The organism is Bifidobacterium cuniculi (genome assembly GCF_000741575.1).
Taxonomy (GTDB): domain Bacteria; phylum Actinomycetota; class Actinomycetes; order Actinomycetales; family Bifidobacteriaceae; genus Bifidobacterium; species Bifidobacterium cuniculi.
This window is the reverse complement of the sequence record NZ_JGYV01000001.1, coordinates 58,724-77,681: the sequence shown is the minus strand read 5'-3', so window position 1 is coordinate 77,681 and position 18,958 is coordinate 58,724. Positions and strand designations below refer to the sequence as shown.

Annotated in this window: 14 protein-coding genes and 1 other RNA gene; 4 read left to right on the top strand and 11 right to left on the bottom strand. The window is 66.9% G+C overall.

Features of this window, described 5'->3' with window-relative positions; genetic code table 11:
* Positions 1-93 precede the first annotated feature (93 nt).
* The 4 genes from BCUN_RS00325 to BCUN_RS00310 all read right to left on the bottom strand — a co-directional run bounded on the left by BCUN_RS00325 (position 94) and on the right by BCUN_RS00310 (position 5,823).
* Positions 94-1,836: a dipeptide ABC transporter ATP-binding protein gene (locus BCUN_RS00325; protein WP_033514814.1), complete on the bottom strand. Its 1,743-nt coding sequence runs from the start codon at positions 1,834-1,836 to the stop codon at positions 94-96.
* Positions 1,829-2,980, bottom strand: coding sequence for an ABC transporter permease (locus tag BCUN_RS00320; protein WP_033514812.1), 1,152 nt, complete (start codon positions 2,978-2,980; stop codon positions 1,829-1,831). The genes BCUN_RS00325 and BCUN_RS00320 overlap by 8 nt, the downstream gene beginning before the upstream one ends.
* 1 nt (position 2,981) lies before the next feature.
* The gene (locus BCUN_RS00315) at positions 2,982-4,076 is read right to left on the bottom strand and encodes an ABC transporter permease (RefSeq protein WP_033514810.1); all 1,095 of its coding nucleotides are present in this window, start codon (positions 4,074-4,076) and stop codon (positions 2,982-2,984) included.
* Positions 4,077-4,191: 115 nt separating this feature from the next.
* Entirely contained in the window at positions 4,192-5,823 is a 1,632-nt protein-coding gene (locus BCUN_RS00310; protein ID WP_033514808.1) for an ABC transporter substrate-binding protein, read from the bottom strand.
* Between the two features lie 382 nt (positions 5,824-6,205).
* Between BCUN_RS00310 and BCUN_RS00305 the strand changes: the two genes are divergently transcribed.
* From BCUN_RS00305 to ssrA, 4 genes are all read left to right on the top strand, one after another.
* Entirely contained in the window at positions 6,206-7,399 is a 1,194-nt protein-coding gene (locus BCUN_RS00305) for an ROK family transcriptional regulator (protein ID WP_033514806.1), read from the top strand.
* 50 nt (positions 7,400-7,449) lie between these two features.
* Entirely contained in the window at positions 7,450-8,346 is an 897-nt protein-coding gene (locus BCUN_RS00300) for a carbohydrate kinase family protein (protein WP_033514805.1), read from the top strand.
* Between the two features lie 36 nt (positions 8,347-8,382).
* Entirely contained in the window at positions 8,383-8,865 is a 483-nt protein-coding gene (gene dtd, locus BCUN_RS00295; RefSeq protein WP_033514803.1) for a D-aminoacyl-tRNA deacylase, read from the top strand.
* Between the two features lie 63 nt (positions 8,866-8,928).
* Positions 8,929-9,324, top strand: a transfer-messenger RNA (tmRNA) gene (gene ssrA, locus BCUN_RS11725).
* A 53-nt stretch (positions 9,325-9,377) separates the two neighbouring features.
* On the opposite strand, the gene BCUN_RS00290 is transcribed toward ssrA, so the two are convergent.
* The 7 genes from BCUN_RS00290 to BCUN_RS00260 form a co-directional block, all read right to left on the bottom strand.
* Positions 9,378-10,664 (bottom strand): cell division protein FtsQ/DivIB, encoded by a 1,287-nt coding sequence (locus BCUN_RS00290; RefSeq protein ID WP_238552269.1) that lies wholly within the window; start codon positions 10,662-10,664, stop codon positions 9,378-9,380.
* Positions 10,665-10,666: 2 nt separating this feature from the next.
* Entirely contained in the window at positions 10,667-12,205 is a 1,539-nt protein-coding gene (gene murC / locus BCUN_RS00285; protein WP_033514801.1) for a UDP-N-acetylmuramate--L-alanine ligase, read from the bottom strand.
* Positions 12,202-13,404, bottom strand: coding sequence for an undecaprenyldiphospho-muramoylpentapeptide beta-N-acetylglucosaminyltransferase (murG, locus tag BCUN_RS00280; RefSeq protein WP_033514905.1), 1,203 nt, complete (start codon positions 13,402-13,404; stop codon positions 12,202-12,204). The genes murC and murG overlap by 4 nt, the downstream gene beginning before the upstream one ends.
* Before the next feature lie 68 nt (positions 13,405-13,472).
* Complete coding sequence (locus BCUN_RS00275) at positions 13,473-14,798, bottom strand: peptidoglycan glycosyltransferase FtsW (protein WP_081895443.1); 1,326 nt, start codon at positions 14,796-14,798, stop codon at positions 13,473-13,475.
* The gene (gene murD / locus BCUN_RS00270) at positions 14,761-16,197 is read right to left on the bottom strand and encodes a UDP-N-acetylmuramoyl-L-alanine--D-glutamate ligase (RefSeq protein ID WP_033514799.1); all 1,437 of its coding nucleotides are present in this window, start codon (positions 16,195-16,197) and stop codon (positions 14,761-14,763) included. The genes BCUN_RS00275 and murD overlap by 38 nt, the downstream gene beginning before the upstream one ends.
* Positions 16,198-16,274: 77 nt before the next feature.
* The gene (mraY, locus tag BCUN_RS00265; RefSeq protein ID WP_033514797.1) at positions 16,275-17,381 is read right to left on the bottom strand and encodes a phospho-N-acetylmuramoyl-pentapeptide-transferase; all 1,107 of its coding nucleotides are present in this window, start codon (positions 17,379-17,381) and stop codon (positions 16,275-16,277) included.
* Positions 17,382-17,451: 70 nt separating this feature from the next.
* Positions 17,452-18,924: a UDP-N-acetylmuramoyl-tripeptide--D-alanyl-D-alanine ligase gene (locus BCUN_RS00260; RefSeq protein WP_033514795.1), complete on the bottom strand. Its 1,473-nt coding sequence runs from the start codon at positions 18,922-18,924 to the stop codon at positions 17,452-17,454.
* Positions 18,925-18,958 lie beyond the last annotated feature (34 nt).

The following is an 18,958-nucleotide window of genomic DNA, read 5'->3' as shown; positions in this document are numbered from 1 at the left end:
TGCCGTGTCCTGATATGCCTGATACGGGGAGTCCCTCCTGCTAGAAATATCACGAAAGATTTCTAGCAGGAGGGACTCCCCGTATCAGGCATATCAAGCCGTACTCGCCTCGTCGGCGAGCAGGGCGTGCAGTTCCTCTCGGTGTCGGCGCTGTTCGCGCGGATCGGGCACCGGCAGGGAGGCCAGCAGCTTGCGCGTGTAGGGGTCCTGCGGATGCCGCATAATCTCGTTGGCATCGCCATGTTCCACGATGCGCCCGCGGTGCATCACCATGATGCGGTCGGCGAGCATGTCCACTACTGCCAGGTCATGCGTGATGAACAGGCAGGCGAATCCGATCTCCACCTGCAGGGTCTTGAACAGTTCGAGCACCTTGGCCTGCACGCTCACGTCGAGCGCACTGGTGGGTTCGTCGGCGATGAGCAGGCTGGGCCTGAGGGCCAGGGCACGCGCCAGGGAGGCACGCTGTCGTTGGCCGCCGGACAGTTCGTGGGGGTAGCGGTTGAGGTACGCCTTGGGCAGCTGGACGAGCTCGAGCAGCTCGCCGACTTCCTTGCGGGCCGCCGCGGCCGTCGGGTACCTGCCGTGCACGATGAGCGGCTCTGCCACGTTCTCGAGGATGGTCATGAGCGGGTCGAAGGAGCTGCCCGGGTCCTGGAAGACGAAGCCGATGTCCGCGCGCTTGGGTTTGAACTGCCGTTCCCTGACACCGTTCATCTCCACGCCCAGCACCTTGAGGGAGCCGCCGGAGACCTTCTGCAGGCCGGCGATGGCGCGACCGGTGGTGGATTTGCCGGATCCCGACTCGCCCACCAGGCCGAGCACTTCGGAGCGGTGGATCTCGAAGTCGATGCCGTCCACGGCCTTGAAGTCCGGCTGCATGAAGCGGCCGGGGTAGGTGATCTGCAGGTCCTTCGCCTCGACGACGACGGGTTCCTCACGCCAGTCGACCTTGCGCTCGATGACCTGTCCTGCGGCGTCGCGTACCACGAGGCGCTGGCCGATGCGCGGCACGGCTGCCAGCAGTTTCCTGGTGTAGTCGGCCTGGGGGTGGTAGAAGACCTGGTCCACGGTGCCCTGTTCGACGACATGGCCGCGGTACATGACCACGACCTGGTCCGCCAGGTCCGCCACGACGCCCATGTTGTGCGTGATGATGAGGACGGAGGCGCCGAACTCGTCCCGGGCCAGGCGCAGCAGTTCGAGGATCTCGGCCTGCACGGTCACGTCCAGCGCGGTGGTGGGTTCGTCGGCCAGGATGAGGCCGGGGTTGAGCACCAGGGCCATGGCGATCACGATGCGCTGCTTCTGGCCGCCGGAGAACTGGTGCGGATAGTAGTCCACGCGGGTTGCGGCGTCGGGGATGCCGACCTTCTCGAGGATCTCGACGGCCTTCGCACGCCGCTCCTTCTTGTCCTTCATGCCGTGGGCGCGCAGGCCTTCCTCGATCTGCCAGCCGATGGTGTACACCGGGTTGAGCACCGAGTTGGGCTCCTGGAAGACCATGGCCGCCTCGCCGCCGCGCAGGCGACGCAGTTCGTCGCCGGTCGTGGCCAGCACGTCGAGTCCCTCGCTGCCGTCGGCCTTGAGGTAGATGGCGCCTGCGGTGGTGGCCGTCTCGGGCAGCAGGCGGATGATGGAGCGGGCGGTCACGGACTTGCCGGAACCGGATTCGCCGACCACGCCCACGATGGTGCCCTTGGGGATGGTGAAGTCGATGCCGTCGATGGCCTTGATGGGCCCCGCATCCGTCATGAACGACACGGACAGGCCGTGCACGTCCACGAGGTTGTCGCCCAGGTCCTCGGCCTGGGGTTGTCTGGCGTTGTCAGTCATCCTTGATCACTCCTCGCGATTCGTCGGGGATCGTGCGTGCCAGCACGGCGACCTCCGGATCCTGGGTGGCCATGTATTCCTCCACGACCGGGTTGTCGTTGTTCGGCCGCTCGGTGGGGTCCACGGAGGTGTCCTCGATGGAACCGACCACCTCGCCGGCGGACTTGCGTGCGCGCAGGCGCGGGTCGGCCAGGTCGTTGAGCGATTCGCCGATCAGGGTGATGCCCAGCACGATGAGCACGATGGCCATGCCGGGGAACACGGCGGTCCACCAGATGCCGGCGGTCACGTCCGCGACCGAGCGGTTGAGGTCGTATCCCCATTCCGCTGCCGCGGTGGGTTCGATGCCGAAGCCCAGGAAGCCCAGGCCGGCCAGCGTGAGGATGGCCTCGGAGGAGTTGAGGGTGAGGATCACCGGCAGCGTGCGCGTGGAGTTGCGCAGCAGGTGGCGCCCCAGGATGCGCGGGGTGGAGGCGCCCACGACCTTGGCGGATTCGATGTACGCATCCGACTTGATGCGGATGACCTCGGCGCGGATGGTGCGGAAGTACTGCGGGATGTAGACCACGGTGATGGAGATGCCGGAAGCGAGGATGCCGCCCCACAGGCTCGACTGGCCGCCCGAGATCATGATGGCCATGAGGATGGCCAGCAGCAGCGACGGGAACGAGTAGATGGCGTCCGCGATCACCACGCACACGCGGTCGAACCAGCCGCCGAACCAGCCGGAGACCAGACCGAGGAAGACGCCCGCGAAGATGGACAGCAGCACGGCCACCACGATGGCGATGACGGCGGTGCGCGCACCCCACACGGTGCGGCTGAAGACGTCGAAGCCGCCTACCGTGGTGCCCCAGATGTGCTCGGTGCTGGGCGCCGCCTGGGCCGGGAAGGGCACGCCGTCCTCCCCCTTGATCTGTGCGTATCCGTAGGGCGCGATCCAGGGGGCGAAGATGGCCACGAGCAGGAAGAAACCGGTGATGACCAATCCGGTGATCAGCATGGCCTTCTGCCAGCCGACGGCGACCTTGAGGTCACGGATGACGGGCAGCTTGGACAGCCGGCTGTCGGGCTTGGCGATGCGCAGCCCCTCCAGCCGGGCGTCGCCGGGCACGCCGACGCGGTTCTCGGTGCTTTCGCTCATGTCAGTACCTCACTCTCGGGTCGATGAGCGCGCTGATGACGTCCACGATGAAATTGACCACGGAGACGATGACGGCGATGAGGATGACGATGCCCTGCACCGCCACGAAGTCGCGCGCCTTGAGGTAGTTGGAGAGCATGAAGCCCAGTCCCTTCCATTCGAAGGTCGTCTCGGTGAGCACGGCGCCGGCCAGCAGCAGCGCGATCTGCATGCCCATGACCGTGATGATGGGGATGAGTGCGGGGCGCCACGCATGCTTGCCCATGAGGCGCTTCTCCCCCACGCCGCGGGACCGGGCGGCCTCGATGTAGCCGGCATTGTAGGTGGAGATCACGTTGGTGCGCACCAGGCGGATGAACACGCCGGCGGTCAGCAGGCCGAGGGCGAGCGCGGGCAGGACCGCGTGCATGAGCACGTCGCCCAGGACCTGGGTGTCGCCCAACTGGAGGGCATCGACGATGTACAGGCCGGTGGGCGAGACCAGGCGGGAGAACTGCATCTCCGAGGCCAGCGAGGAGCGGCCGGAACTGGGCAGCCACCCCAGGGCGACGGAGAAGACGAGCTTGAGCACCAGACCGAGGAAGAACACGGGCGTGGCATAGCACAGGATGGCGAAGAGCCGTACGCCGGCGTCGGTGGCGTGGTCGCGGTGGCGTGCTGCGACCCGCCCCAGGCCGATGCCCACGATGAGGGCGACGACGAGGGCGAGAATGGCGAGTTCGAGGGTGGCGGCGCCGTAGCGTACGAGGATCTGGATGACTGGCTGGTTGTCCGTGAGCGTGGTGCCCAGGTCACCGTGCAGCAGGCCGCCCAGGTATTCGCCGTACTGCACGACGAGAGGACGGTCGTAGCCGGCCGCGTGGATGCGCCGCTGCAGTTCCTCGGGGGTGAGGCGGCCGCCCATGGCCGCCGAGATGGGGTCACCGGTGGCGCGCATGACGAAGAACACGATGGTCACGAGGATGAACACGGTAGGGATGATGAGCAGGAACCGACCGAGCACGAACTTGAAGAATCCGGCGGACAATCGGTTCCGGTGGGCCTTGGGCGCGGCCTGGGATACGGCGGGTTCCTCCGCCGTGGCGGCCTGTGACATCGGCCTCTCCTTCCGGTCAGGGATGGATGGATGTGGTTGTGGTCATGGGAAAACGGGAGGGTGCCCGCGCGCCTGCCATGGGCGTCGCGGGCACCGTCACTGCCAGTCGGTGGCGTCAGTCCTTGGTGACGGACGCGTAGCGGAAGCGGAAGGAGGGGTCGAGCACGACGCCCTTGACGTTGGCGCCGGTGACGGCCACCTGGTTGCCCTGCAGCAGCGGGATGGTGGACAGGTCCTCGGTCTCGAGCTTCTGGATCCGCTTGAGGGTGTCCTCACGCTTGGCCTCGTCCTCCATGCCGGCCTGCTGCACGATCAGGTCGTTGACCTCAGTGTCCTTGTAGCCGTTGTTGACGAAGTTGCCGTCGCGGAAGAACGGGGACAGGTAGTTGTCCGGGTCGGAGTAGTCCGGGAACCATCCCAGCTGGTAGAGCGGGTAGGAGCCGTCGGAGTCGTCGGTCACGACGCGTTCCTTGTTGTACTGGGTCCATTCGGTCTGCTGGAGATCCACCTTGAACAGGCCGGCGTCCTCGAGCTGGGACTTGATGGCTGCGTATTCGTCGGCGGAGCTGGTGCCGTAGTGGTCGCCATTGTACTGCAGCTTGAGATCGACCGGGGTGGACACGCCGGCGTCCTTGAGGATCTTGGCGGCCTGGTCGGCGTCGGGCTTGCCGTCCTTGCCGTAGGTTTCCTTGAGGGTGTCCTCGTGGCCGACCAGGCCGTCGGGGATGTAGGAGTACAGCGGGGTGTAGGTGCCCTTGTAGACCTTCTCGGAGATCTCCTGGCGGTCGATGAGGCTGGCGACGGCCTGGCGCACGGCCTTGGCCTTGTCGGCGTCGGCATCGGCCTGGGACTCGCCGAAGGGCTGCAGCTTGAAGTTGAAGACCAAGAGGCGTTCCTCGCCGCCGGGGCCCTTGACGACCTTGACCTTGTCGTTCTTCTCGAGGTCGGCGATGTCAGTGGGGGTCAGCGAGCGATGGGCCACGTCGACCTGTCCCTGCTCCACGGCCATCTTGAGGTTGGACGGGTCGGCGAAGTACTTGACCTGCACCGCGTCGTTCTGGGCGGGGGTCAGGCCCTGGTAGGCGTCGTTCTTCGCGTAGCTCAGCGCTTCGTTGAGCTTGAATGCGGTGAGCGTGTAGGGACCGCCGAAGGCGTTGGCGGAGACGATGGTGTCGGCGTCGGTGACCTGGTCCGCGGCGAAGACCTCGTCGTCCACGATGGGGCCGGCGGGCGAGCTCATGACCTGCTTGAGGGTGACGTCATAGGGGACCTTGGCGTTGAACACCACGGTCTCGGCGTCCGGGGTCTCGATGGAGTCGATGTTGGCCAGCAGCGAGCTGGGGCCGTTGGGGTCGTTGATGGTGTTGATGCGGTCGTAGGAGAACTTGACGTCCTTCGAGTCGAGCGTGTGGCCGTTGGCCCACTTCAGGCCGCTCTTGAGCTTGACGGTGAACTGCTTGCCGTCGTCGCTCCACGTGCCGTCGTCGGCGGCGATGTCCGGGGACAGCTCGGCGTTGTTGTAGTCCTGTGCGTACAGGAACGGGAACACCTGGATCTGCACGGCGTAGGAGCCGTTGTCGTACGAACCGGCCGGGTCGAGCGACATGATCTTGTCGGTGGTGCCGATCATGATGGCGTCCGCCGCCTCTGCCGTGGCGGCATCGTCCTTCACCCCGCCGCACGCGGCCAGGGACGCGACCGTCGCCAGGGTGGCGACGGCGGCAATGAGCTTCGTGCTGTTCTTCACTGGTGGCTCTCTTTCTTCTCGGGTTCCTCAATTCCCTGCGCAGGCATTGCCTGCGGTACAGGTCGGGATTGTCGGCCGGACGCGTTTCCTGCAGATTTCGGTCAATGCACGATTCCCCTGTGCCTGAACCCGTCATCGTTGCCTCATGCCTTGCAAATACAGGGTTCCACGGGTGTCGACTCCGTTTGTGGCCACCGGTCCGCATGATGAGATTGCGGGTCCGCTGCCGCGTCGGTCCGGCACTCCCCGGGCAAGGATGCATCCGATGGAGACAGCCATGGCATTCCACGGCGTGTCGCGGCTTGCCCCTATTGATTAACTTGGTTAATATATGAACTACGTTAATCAAACGCTTCATATCGCCGGACACGAGGAGGTGCCCATGGCCAGCGACACCGGCACCAACGCCACGGCCGAAGTCAACCGTGCCCGCATCGTGCGGCATCTCTACCGGCACGGCGTCGACTCGCGCGCGCAGATCGCCAAGGCACTCGGCCTCACCCCGGCCGCCATCACCAAGATCACGGCCCGTCTCATCGACGAAGGCGTCCTCCACGAAACCGGCGACATGGCAGGCACGTCCCGCCGCCGCTCCATCGGCGTGGCCCTGGACACCGCGCAATCCCATGTCATCGGCGTCAAGTTCGCCCGCTCCCTCGTCGAGATCGGCGTCTTCGACCTGTCCGGGCACGCCCTCTCCATGGAGGAGCTGCCGCCCGTGGACGAATCCGGCATCGAGGCGACGCTGCAGCTCATCCACGAACGCATCCATGCCCTGATGGATGCCGCCCCGGCCATCCTCGCCATCGGCATGGCCGTGCCGGGGCCCTATCTCAAGTCGCGCGGCCACACCGCCGTCGTCTCTTCCATGCAGCAGTGGCGCAGCGTGAACTTCCCGGCCGAATTCGCCGACGCCTTCGCCGTCCCCGTCCTCATTGAGCAGGACGCCCGCGCCGGCGCCCTCGCCCAGCAGCTCTTCTCCCCCGGTCCTGGCGCCGACAGCCTCGCCTACTACCTGCTCGGCGAAGGCGTCGGCCTAGGCGTCATCGAGCACGGCGCCATCGTCGACGGCGCCGACGGGGCGGCCACCGAGATCGGCCACATCAGCATCGACGTGGCCGGACGGCCCTGCGAATGCGGCAACGTCGGCTGCCTCGAACGGTACTGTTCCGCCGTGGCCGTGCACGACGACATCGACGCCTCCGGCCTCGTCTCGCACAGTGCATCGCTCAGCCATCGCCAGGCCTTCGCGGCACTGTGCGAGCGCGCCGCCGCCGGCAACGCCGAAGCACGCGCGCTCATCGCCGGCGTCGGCACCGTCGTCGGCTACGGGGCGGTCACCATCGTCAACGCCTACAACCCGTCCCGCATCGTCGTCGGCGACATCCTCGCCCAGGCCGGCGAACCGCTGCTTGACGCCATCCGCGCCGTCCTCGACGAACGCGCCATCCCCGAACTCGCGGCAGCCACCGAGGTCACGCTGTCCGAACTGCCCACAGACGCCGCCGTCACCGGCGCGGCGGCCGTGGCCATCACCCACCTGTTGGAGCACCCCAGCCTGCTGGCGCGCTCCTGACACCAGTCACCCACAACCACACACAACCGACAAGGAAGAAGGTACCCACCATGGGCAAGCCAATCGTCGTATCCCTCGGGGAACTGCTCTGGGACATGCTGCCCACCGGCAAGCGCGCCGGCGGCGCCCCCGTCAATTTCGCCTACCACGCCATGATGAACGGCGCCGAAGGCTACTCCATCAGCGCCGTCGGCCAGGACGACCTGGGCGACGAACTCGCCATCGAGGCACAGAAGGCCGGCATCCACGCCATCCTCCAGCGCAACGCGTGGCCGACCGGCACCGTCGAGGTCGCCCTCAAGAACGGCATCCCCGAATACACCATCGTCGAGAACGTCGCCTGGGACCACATCTCCTACACGCGCCAGCTCATCGACATCGTCGAGCAGGCCGACGCCGTCTGCTTCGGCACGCTCGCTCTGCGCTCCCCCGAGTCGCACGCCACCATCGTCGAGCTGCTCAAGCACGTCAAGGACTCCGCCCTGTGCTTCTTCGACATCAACCTACGTGGCGACATGTACTCCAAGGAGCTCATCGAGGAGATGCTCGGCTACGCGAACGTCTTCAAGATCAACGACGAGGAACTGCTGCTTCTGCGCGGCATGTTCGGCATCGAGGACACCAGCGACGAGGAGGCGTGCCGCTGGTTCATCGAGGAGTTCGGGCTGCGCTACCTGATCCTCACTGGCGGCGCCACCTTCAGCACGATTATGGCGGCCGACGGCGAGATCTCCACGCTGGCCACCCCGCGCGTCGACGTCGTCGACACCGTCGGAGCCGGCGACTCCTTCTCCGGCACCTTCACCGGCCGCCTGCTCCTGGGCGACTCCATGGGGCTGGCGCACCGCACCGCCGTGAACACCGCGGCCTACGTGTGCACGCAGCACGGCGCATGGCCCGAGTACCCCAAGCAGATGCCCGACTACCTGGAGCAGGCGGGCAAGTAAGCCGCGGCGGCAGCCCGGCTGCTACGGTAGTGGCCCATGAGAGTCATCCTGCAGCGAGTCAGCCATGCCACCGTCACCGTCCTCGACGAGGCATCCGGTCAACCGGATGCCTCGTTCACCCCGCAGTCCATCGGCGCGGGCTATGTACTGCTCATCGGCCTCGCGGAAGGCGACACGGCGGGGCAGGGCGAGTGGATCGCCCGCAAGATCGCCAAGCTGCGCATCTTCGACGACGCCGGCGGCAGGATGAACCTCTCCATCGACGACGTGCACGGCGAGGTGCTGTCCGTCTCGCAGTTCACGCTCTACGGCAATGTGCGCAAGGGCAACCGCCCGAGCTTCGTACGCGCCATGGAACCGGCCCGGGCCGAGGAACTGTGGCACGCCTTCGACGAGGCACTGCGCGCACAGGGGCTGACGGTGCGCGAGGGGCGCTTCGGCGCACATATGTCGGTCGACCTGGTGAACGACGGCCCCGTGACGATCGTCTTCGACAGCGACGAACTCGGCCTTGCGTAACGCGCCCTCGGGTGCTATATTGAAAAGTCCGGTCTTGTACCGGATGTGTTTGACAACATAATCGGGGCCGATTTGGTTTCGACGGTGACCTGTTCGCTTCGGAGAAGCGTGCCGAGAATGCAGAGTCCGCTCGTGATGTGCTCTGTAATAAAAATAAGTGCTAAATCCAATCGCACTGAGTTCGCTCTCGCTGCCTGATTTCATCAGGATCTAACCAGTGAGCAGCCGCTCCGTTCACTCTCCCGTGTCTTCGGGGAGATGCTGAGCGTCGTTTGAAGACTTACCCGCACCGCTGCACTGCAGGGCAGTGCGGGGACATCGCACTGCGGCTAGGCTCGCCACCAGTAGTCTGCGACATCGGTGGGAGCCGATAAATCGCCTTATGGCCAGCAGACTACGCACGTAGAAGGACGAGGGTGCGGTCACCGGACCGGGGTTCGATCCCCCGCGGCTCCACGATGGGAAAAGGGCCACCCGGCATCAGCCGGGTGGCCCTTTTCGTTGCCTCTCCCCTACTTGATGATGGGCCGCGACGTGGCAGAGACGTTGATCTCCTTCTTGTCGCCGATCACCTTGGGGTCGTTCATGATCTTGTCCGCGATGGCCATCTTCAGCTTGAGGTCGCTGTCGTCGCCCCAGGTCACGGTGATGCCGTTCGCGAAGATGGTGGCGATGGAATCCTGGGTGGCCGCCGAGACGGACGTGACCTGCCCGCGCAGTGATTCAGGCAGCGCGTCCAGGATGGTGACGGCCGACTTGATGGCGCGTCCCTTGACCGCCTGGGTGGCGTCGTCCACCTCGATGACGGGGATGCCCTCCACCGACTGGTCGCTCACCGAGTTGAGGATGCGCGCCTGGCTGTCGACGGCGGTCAGGGTCCCGTCCTTTGCCTTGAGCATGGCAGCGGGGCGTTGCGCCACGATGGACACCGTCAGCCCATTGGGGAACTGCTTGCTGGCCTTGGCCTCGGAGACGCCGGGGATGTCGCGCAGTCCCCGCTCGATGGCGCCGTCCGACACCAGAAGCAGCGACTTGCCGACCTGCCGGTCCGCGATGTCCATGACCTGTTCGCTGCTGACCCACTCGTTGGCGCCCTCGACGCTGATCCGGTCCTGCTCGAGCCGGAACGCGGGAGACAGGAAGAGGAACCATGCCAGGAACCCCAGGACGACGAGCACTCCAACGACGATCGCGGCATTGCGCACGATGTAGCGCATGTTCGCCTTGCGGCGCTCCTTCTGGCGTGCCGTGAAGTCCACCACCTTGGGCCTGGTGGCCACGCCGATGCTGCCGTTGGTCTCCTGGAGGGTCTTGGCAACCACGTCCTCGCTGGGCAGACGCCGGGCATCGACGAAGGAACCAGGCTTGCTCATGCCGGTTTCGGGTTCCTGCACGATGCGGGGGCGACGCACCTCGTGTTTCATGGCGAGTTTCACACGCGCCAGAGAAAACCGTGCGGCCTCCTTGCTTTCCCCTCCCCGTTCCTCGGCTGGCTTCGCCTTCTGCATCTCCAAGTGGAAACGGCGCCCATTGGGCTTCGCATCCGTGGACCGCGCGGTGCGCGGTGCCGACGGCGACGCCACGGCGTCGCTTTCACCCGTCGTGGGATGTCCGGCCATGGCACGCACCTGCCGGGTGCCTGGCCCGGCACTGCCCGACGCCGTCCTGGAGGTCGTCTTCCGGGAATCCACGTGATCCGTGCGGCCATGGTCGGAACCGGAGTGCACGGTGCGCCCCCGGTGGCCGTCCTTCCCCGCATCCTTGTCCGAGGGGTTCGAGCTGATCGTACGTCCCGCCATCGTCAGTCCCTGTCCGCGAAATGCGCTTCCAGCACGTGGAGGATGACGGATCCCATGCGGGTGATGTCGCCCGCACCCACCGTAAGCACCACGTCGCCGGGTTCGGCGCGGAGCGCGATCATCTGGGCCGCCACCGCCATGTCGTCGACGGCGTGCATGGCCGCGCCGGCCGCCGGCGCAGCGGCCTCGACGATGGTGGCCGCCGTGATGTCCGGATAGTCTTCCTGGCGCTCGCGGGCTGGGAAGATGCCAGTCACGATCACGTCGTCAGCCATCGAGAGCGCCTGGGCGAACTGGTCGGCGAAGAACTTGGTGCGCGAGAACAGGTGCGGCTGGAAGAGCACGTGGAGGCGCGCCCGCGGGTAGCGTCGGCGTGCCGCATCGAGAAGCGCCGCGATCTCGGTGGGATGGTGCGCGTAGTCGTCCACGACGGTCACGTCGTTCACGGTGCCGCGGATCTGGAACCGCCGCGAGGCGCCCAGGAAGCCGGACACCGCACCGGCTGCCTGATGCGGGTCCATGCCCAGGCAGATTGCAGCCAGCACGGCCGCCGTGGCATTGCGTGCGTTGTGCAGTCCCGGCACGGCCAGGTCGACCGGCAGGTCCAGGGGGGCGTCGCCGCCGGCGAGGGCCGCGGGAATCCGCAGCGTGAAAGCCTCGGTGCCGGTGCCCTCCTGTTCGTGCTCGGCGACGATCTGCACGAACCGTGCGCCGTGGAGGTCACCCAGGGCATCGGGGTCTGCGGTGCCGTAGGCGATGGCCCGTGTGGCCACGTCGGCCGGCAGGTGCCGCAGCACCTCCAGGGCTCCGGGATCGTCCACGCAGACGATCACGTGGTCACGGGCGTGTCCTGCATGCTCGACGAAGGCCTGGTGATAGGCCTCGGCACTGCCGTAATGGTCGAGGTGGTCGGGTTCCGCGTTGGTGATGATGGCGATGCTCGGATGGTACTTGAGGAAGCTGCCGTCCGATTCGTCGGCCTCGGCGACGAGCACGGCGGAGGTGCCTGCATGGCCACCGTCCACGGTGGAGCCGTCGGGCCCCTGGATGGAGGCGCCGATGGCGTAGCTGGGGTCGGCGAGGCTGCCGGTGCCGCCCTGGGTGAGGATGTGGGCGAGCATGGAGCTGGTGGTCGTCTTGCCATGGGCGCCGGCGACGGTGACCGCCCGCTTGCCGCGCATGAGCAGGTCGAGGATGTCGGATCGGTGCACGATGCGCGCCCCCTGCGCCGCGGCGGCCACGATCTCGGGGTTGTCCGACTTGATGGCGCTGGAGTACACGACGACGTCCTGGCCGTTGACGTTGGCTGCCTGCTGGCCGAACTGCACGGGGATGCCCAGGGCGATGAGACGCTCCGTCTTGGCGCTGGGTTCGCGGTCCGAACCGTCCACGGGAACCTGCCGTTGGTGCAGCATCTCGGCGAGGACGCTCATGCCCGCTCCCCCGATGCCGATGAAATGGGTGGCCCCGAGTCCTTCGGCACCTTCTTCGGCGCCGAAGCCCGCGACGGTCGGGTCAAGGATGATTGCTGCTTCGCTCACTGTTCGCTCCTGGTACTGGTCGGTTCGTCGATAAGGTCGAGGATACGCCGTGCCATACGGTCGGCGGCGTCGCGGATGCCGTACTGCCATGCCCGGTCGCCCAGGGTACGCAGTCGGTCACGGTCGGCGAGCAGCGGCGGGATGTGCTCGCCGACCCATTCCGCGGTGAAGTCGGCATCGTCGACCATGATGCCGCCGCCGGCATCGACCACCGGCTTGGCGTTGTAGCGTTGTTCGCCGTTGCCGATGGGCAGCGGCACGTACACTGCGGGCAGTCCCAGCGCGGTCAGTTCGCTGACGGTACCCGCACCGGACCTGCAGACCACCAGGTCGGCGCAGGCGAAGGCCTTGTCGATGCGCTCGAGGTAGGGCACGGCGTGATAGTCGCGACCCGGCTCGGAGCCCTCGCCGAGGCCGGTGACGGCATCCGGTCCGGCGGAAGAGGCCACGAGGTCGCGTACCTCGTCGATCTTCCCCCTGCCGGTCAGATGCACGACCTGTGCGTGCGCGAGCAAGGTGCCGGCGTTGGCGGCGACGGCCCGGTTGAGGCTGACGGCGCCGAGCGAGCCGCCGGTGACCACCACGATGGGACGGTCGGGGTCGAGGCCCAGTTCCTGGGCATTGGCACGCCTGGTGGCGTCACGGTCCTGCTGCAGCCGGCCGGCGAGCTGGGCGATGGCGGGCCGCAGGGGCAGCCCCACGCGCTCGATCCGACCACCCTTGGCCGGCCGCAGCCCGGTACCTTCGTAGGCGGTCCCGATGAAGGCCGCCCACCGTGAGCCGAGCCTGTTGGCCATGCCGGCGCGTGCATTCTGCTCGTGGATCACCACTGGGATGCCCTCATGGTGGGCGGCCGAGTAAGCGGGCGCGGAGGCGTAGCCGCCGAATCCCACCACGATGCAGGCATGGCGTTCCTCGATCAGTTGGCGCACCTTGGTGCGTTCCCGGTGCCATTGCATGGGGAAACGCAAGGCGGCCATATCGGGCCGCCGGGGGAAGGGCACCTTCTCGATGGTGGACAGTTCGTACCCGGCCTGCGGCACGAGGTCCGCCTCCAGGCCGACCTCGGTGCCCAGGGCGATGACCTCGGCCTGCGGGTCCCGCGCGGTGATGGCGTCCGCCACCGCCAGCAGCGGGTTGACATGGCCGGCGGTGCCGCCTCCGGCCAGGATGATCGTTCGTGGTGTGCTGGTTGCCATCATGCCCTCGTTCCTTGGTCTCATAGTCTCTTCGTCTCGCATTGTCCGTCGTGCAGTCCCCGGCGCGCTCATGCCTTGGCGCGCGACGCCTTGATCTGCGGCTGTTCCTTCATCATGCTCATGCACACGCCTGCCGCGGTCAGGCACATGACGAGCGACGAACCGCCTGCCGAGACGAAGGGCAATGGTACGCCCATCACCGGCAGAAGCCCGAGCACCACCGCCATGTTGATCATGGCCTGGCCCACCAGCCAGACGGTGAAGCACAGCAGGGAGGCAGCACAGGCGCGGTTCGGCATCTGGCAGGCCACCACGATGAGGCACCATGCCAGCACCACGAAGAGCAGCAGCACGATTGCGGCACCCACGAAGCCGGTTTCCTCGCCGATGATGGCGTAGATGAAATCGTTGTGCGCCTCGGGCAGGTAGTTCCATTTCTCGCGCGAGTTGCCCATGCCCACGCCGAAGAGGCCGCCGGAAGCCATGGCGTAGTTCGCGTGGATTGACTGGTAGCAGGTGCCTTGTTCGTCACCGCTGGCGCAGCCCTGGTAGGTGGCGAGGATGCGCTGCATGCGGTTGGGGCTCAGCACGGCCAGCAGCACGACCCCGACCGCCACGGCCAGGGCGGCCAGGCGCAGCCATTTGCGCGGGAAGTCGCAGGCCCAGAACGCCACCACGCCGATGAAGACGAGGATGATGCCGGTTCCCAGGTCCCTGCCGCCGATCACCAGTGCCAGTGCCAGCACGTAGGCGACGACCACCAAGGCGTAGCGCTGCACCGGGGTGGCGTGGACGCGCCGCCTGGCACGCAGCAGCTCGACGGGCAGGGCGACGCACAGCACCAGCTTGAGCAGCTCGGCAGGTTGGAAGGTGAGCGATCCGACGCCGATCCAGCCGCGGTTGCCGTTGACGTCGATGCCGAGCTTCGTGAGGGTAAGAAACTGCAGGAAAAGCGCAACGGCGACGAGGAAACGCAGGATGCGCGGCTTCTCGTACCTGCGATAGGGCATGATGAAGGCCACGGCGAAGGCCACGATGCCCACCAGGGCGAAGGTGCCCTGCGAGATGGCCTGGCGCCAGGGCGACAGGCCGGCGGAGACCATGGTCACGGACGAGCTGGAGAAGACCATGACCACGCCGAAGACCGTGAGGATCGCCACCGCGCAGACAAAGCCGTGGTAGCACCAGATGGGGTTGAGCAGCATGCGCCACCCGGTGTACCGTGAGAAGTCCTCTTCGTTCGCCTCGGTTTTGCCGGCCTTGCGCGGCGTTGCCTTCACGGAACGCGTGCGCACGGCGTAGGGCTTGGGGCTGCCTTCCACGCTGCCGCGCGACGAAGCGGAGCGGGGCTTGCGCTTAGTCCCGGCCATGCGCCGCCACCCAGGCACGTGCATGCGCGGCGAACTGGTCGCCGCGGTCCGCGTAGGACGCGAACTGGTCCATCGATGCGCAGGCCGGCGCCATGAGCACCACGTCGCCCTCATGGGCCATGGTGCCTGCCGCCTCGACGGCACGCTCCATGACCGTGGCGTTATCCTGCGGGTCGATGATGCGCACCGGCACCTCGGGTGCCTGCGAGCGCAGGGCCTGTTCGAAGGGTTCCTGGTCCTTGCCGATCACCACGACGCCCTGCAGCTGGTCGCGCTCCTCGCGCACCAGGTCCTCGAAACGGGCACCTTTGGCCAGTCCGCCCACGATCCAGACCACCGACTTGGGTGCGAAGCTGGACAGGGAGGCGCGGGCGGCATGCGCGTTCGTGGCCTTGGAATCATCCACGAAGCGGATGGTGAGAGGCCCTTCCCCCAGCCGTGCCACCTCCTCGATGCGGTGGCCGCCGGGCTTGAAGCGGCGCAGGGCATCCAGTGCGACCTGCATGTCGACGTCCATCGACGCCACGAGCGCCAGCGCGGTCAACGCGTCCGCGAGCAGGTGCGGATAGACCGTGCCGTCGGGCTCGCACAGGTACGGGAAGTCGGTGAGCGCCGCGATGCGGTGATGGTCGGCGACGGGCGCCCCCAGCAGGCCGCTGCGGTCGACGATCCAACCGTCCTCGACGCCGATCTGTCCTTCCTGCGGGCGTTCCAGCGTGAAGCCCACATGGACGCATCCCTCCTGCGTGCGCGCCTCACGGGCCAGTTCGCTCACCCGCGCATCCTGGGCATTGTAGGCGATGACGGCGCGCGCGCCGTCGAAGACCTTCGCCTTGTCCTGCGCATAGCGTTCCATGCCCCCGTGCCAGTCGAGATGGTCGGCCGCGATGTTCGTGATCGTGGCGGCCTGGAGCTGCAGGGAATCCGTGAAATGCAGCTGGAAGGAGCTGAGTTCCACGCACAGCACGTCATTGTCCGGGTCAAGCGCGGCCAGCGACACCGACTTGCCGATGTTGCCGACGGCGGGGGCCACCAGGCCGCAGGCGGTGAGCATGGCGGAGACCATCTCCGTGGTGGACGTCTTGCCGTTGGTGCCGGTGATGCCGATCCAAGGAGCCGGGCAGCCGGTGCGGGCATTGTCCACGCGCATGCGCCACGCGAGCTCCACCTCGCTGATCACGGGAATGGAGCGCGACCGTGCCTCGAGGATGAACGGCGTGCGCGGGTTGAACACGGGCGACGTGCACACCAGGTCGATGTCCTTCCAGTCGACCTGGTCGAAGGAGTGCAGGTCGGCGTCCTGCTTGCCCTCGTCCACGGTGAGGGTGGCGCGGTCGCGGCCGTCGAGCACCTGTGCCATGCCCCTGCCTGATATGCCCAAACCTGCGATGAGTACCGTGCTGTCCGCCAGATCCTTGTCCATGTTCCTGTCCTTAGTCCTTGAGATTCCTTATGCCTGTATCCGTCGCCGATGCCGTCGCGGCACGGCATGCACGCCCGTCAGCCGAGCAGCAGCCCCGAACGCGCCGCCCAGTCCGAGTAGAAGACCACCAGGCCGATGAGCACCATCATGAGCTCGATCATCCAGAACCGCACGACGACCTTGCTCTCGGTCCAGCCGCACAGTTCGAAATGGTGGTGGATCGGCGCCATCTTGAACACGCGCTTGTGCGTGACCTTGAAATAGCCCACCTGGATGACGTCGCTGCAGGCTTCGACCACGAAGAGGCCGCCGAGGATGATGGCGAGAAACTCGGTGTGGGTGGCGATGGACATGGCGGCGAACAGGCCTCCCAACGCCAGCGATCCGGTGTCGCCCATGAAGATCGAGGCGGGGTTGCAGTTGTACCACAGGAAGCCCAGGCAGGCCACGGCGGCGCAGCAGGCGATGATGGTCAGGTCCATCGGGTCGGAGACGCTGTAGGTGAAGCCGCCCTCGCTGCCGCCCTTGAGGTGGTAGCTCTCCCAGAAGGCGATGATGGCGTAGCCGGCGAAGGCGATCATCGAGGATCCCGCACACAGCCCGTCAAGGCCGTCGGACAGGTTCACGGCATTCGTCCACGCCGCCATGAGGAAGTTCACCCACACCACGAAGAGGATGATGGACACCGCCCTGCCCGCGAAGTCGAAGCTGAAGAACGGCGTCTCGATGAAGCTCACGCCCGCCTGCGCACTGGGGTAACCCGACTTGGTGGGCAGCAGGAGCGCCAGCACCGCGTAGATCGTGGCGAAGATGAACTGTCCGATGAACTTGCCGTGGACCGTCAGGCCCTCGTTCTGCTTCTTGCGCACCTTGGCGAAGTCGTCGATGAACCCGAGCAGCCCCATGGAGGCCATGGCGAAGAGGGTGAGAATCGCCGTCCAGGAGGGGACCATGCCATGCGAGCAGTATCGGTAGAGCGCCGAGGCGCCCCAGCCGCACAGCACGGCCAGGACGATGACCACGCCGCCCAGGGTCGGCGTGCCTCGCTTGACCTGGTGGGATTGGGGGCCATCCTGGCGGATGTACTGTCCGTAGTTGAGCTTGTGCACCACTCGGATCAGCACGGGGGTGCCGACCATGGTCACGATGAGCGAGACCAGGATGCCAATGATGAGGGCGATCACCTTGAGGTTCTCCTATTCGTAGCGTATCCGTGGATTGCTGTTGCGTTGTGTTCCGGGGCCGTCACGTCGGTCATCCCCGGGCGTCCCATTCGTCGGCGAGGTCGCTCAGGCCCGAGGCATGCGATCCCTTGAGCAGTACCGCCATGTCGGGGTGGGCCGCGTTGAGTGCGCGCACCGCCGCGCGCGCGTCGTCCGTGGCCCGTACGCAGGACACCGTACATCCCCCGGCCGCGGCGGCGCCATCGGCGATGCACTGTGCCAGGGACTGCAGGTGCGCGTCCTGCCGCGAGCCGACTGCGATGACGGCGTCGACCCCCAGCTCGGCAGCCGCCGCGCCGACCGTGCGGTGTGCCTCCTGCTCGTCGCCTCCCAGCTCGAGCATGGCACCGAGCACGGCCACGCGGTACGGCTGTGCGGGCTCCTGCGCGTGCCATGCCATGAGGCCGCGCAGTCCGGCCTTCATGGAATCGGGATTCGCGTTGAAGGAATCGTCGATGAGGGTGAAGCGCGCATCGCCGTCCACGACCTGGCCGACGGCCATGCGGTGCGGACTGATGGAATGCACCGAGGAGAGCAGGGAGGCGACGCGTTCCAGCGGCACGCCCAGCCAACGGGCCGCAGCGGCAGCGGCCAGCGCGTTCATCACGTTGTGTGACCCGACCAGTCCCAGGGTGACGGCGACGTCCACGCCGCCATTGTCGACCAGGCGGAAGCGCGGGTGGCCGTCGTCGCCCAGGACGATGTCATCGGCCGCCACGTAATCATCCCCGTCGTGCGCCTGCGCATGCTCCTTGCCGAACCAGATGAGCTTCCCCGGGGTCAGGCGGGCCATGGCGGCCACGCGCCCGTCGTCCGCGTTGAGGATGCTCACGCCATCGTTGACCAGGCCACGCACCAGCTCGCCCTTCGCCTGGGCGATGTGTTCCACGGAACCGAACTCGCCCAGGTGGGCCACGCCCACCTTGAGCACGATCGCGATGTCCGGAGGCGCGATGCGGGTCAGACCGGCGATCTCGCCGAGGTGGTTCGCGCCCATCTCCGCCACCAGGAAGCGCGTGTCCGCATCCACGCGGCAGGCGGTCAGCGGCAGGCCGATCTCGTTGTTGAAGGACCCCTGGGGTGCGATCGTGGGTCCCAGGCTGCCCAGCAGGACGGCCAACAGGTCCTTGGTGGTGGTCTTGCCCACCGAACCGGTGATGCCGACGATGGTGAAGGGGGCTGCAGAGGCACGGCGCATGCGCAGGTTCGCCGCGGCCACGGCGCCCAGCGCCTGCACGGTGTCCCGCACGACGATCTGCGCGATGTCCACGTCCTGCAGCGGATGGTCGACGAGCGCGGCCACCGCTCCGGCGGACGCGGCCGTCGCCACGAAGTCGTGGCCGTCCACGTGCTCCCCGGCGATGGCGACGAACAGGGAGCCGGTCGCCACGTCGCGCGAGTCGGTCGTCACCGCGGTGACCAGCCGTCCGATCCGGGCCTGTCCCGGGTCCAGCAGCCTGCCGTCGACGGCCCGGGCGGCTTGTTCCACTGTCATGTCCATCATGGGTTCTTCGTTCCTTCCCGTCTTGCGGAGTGTC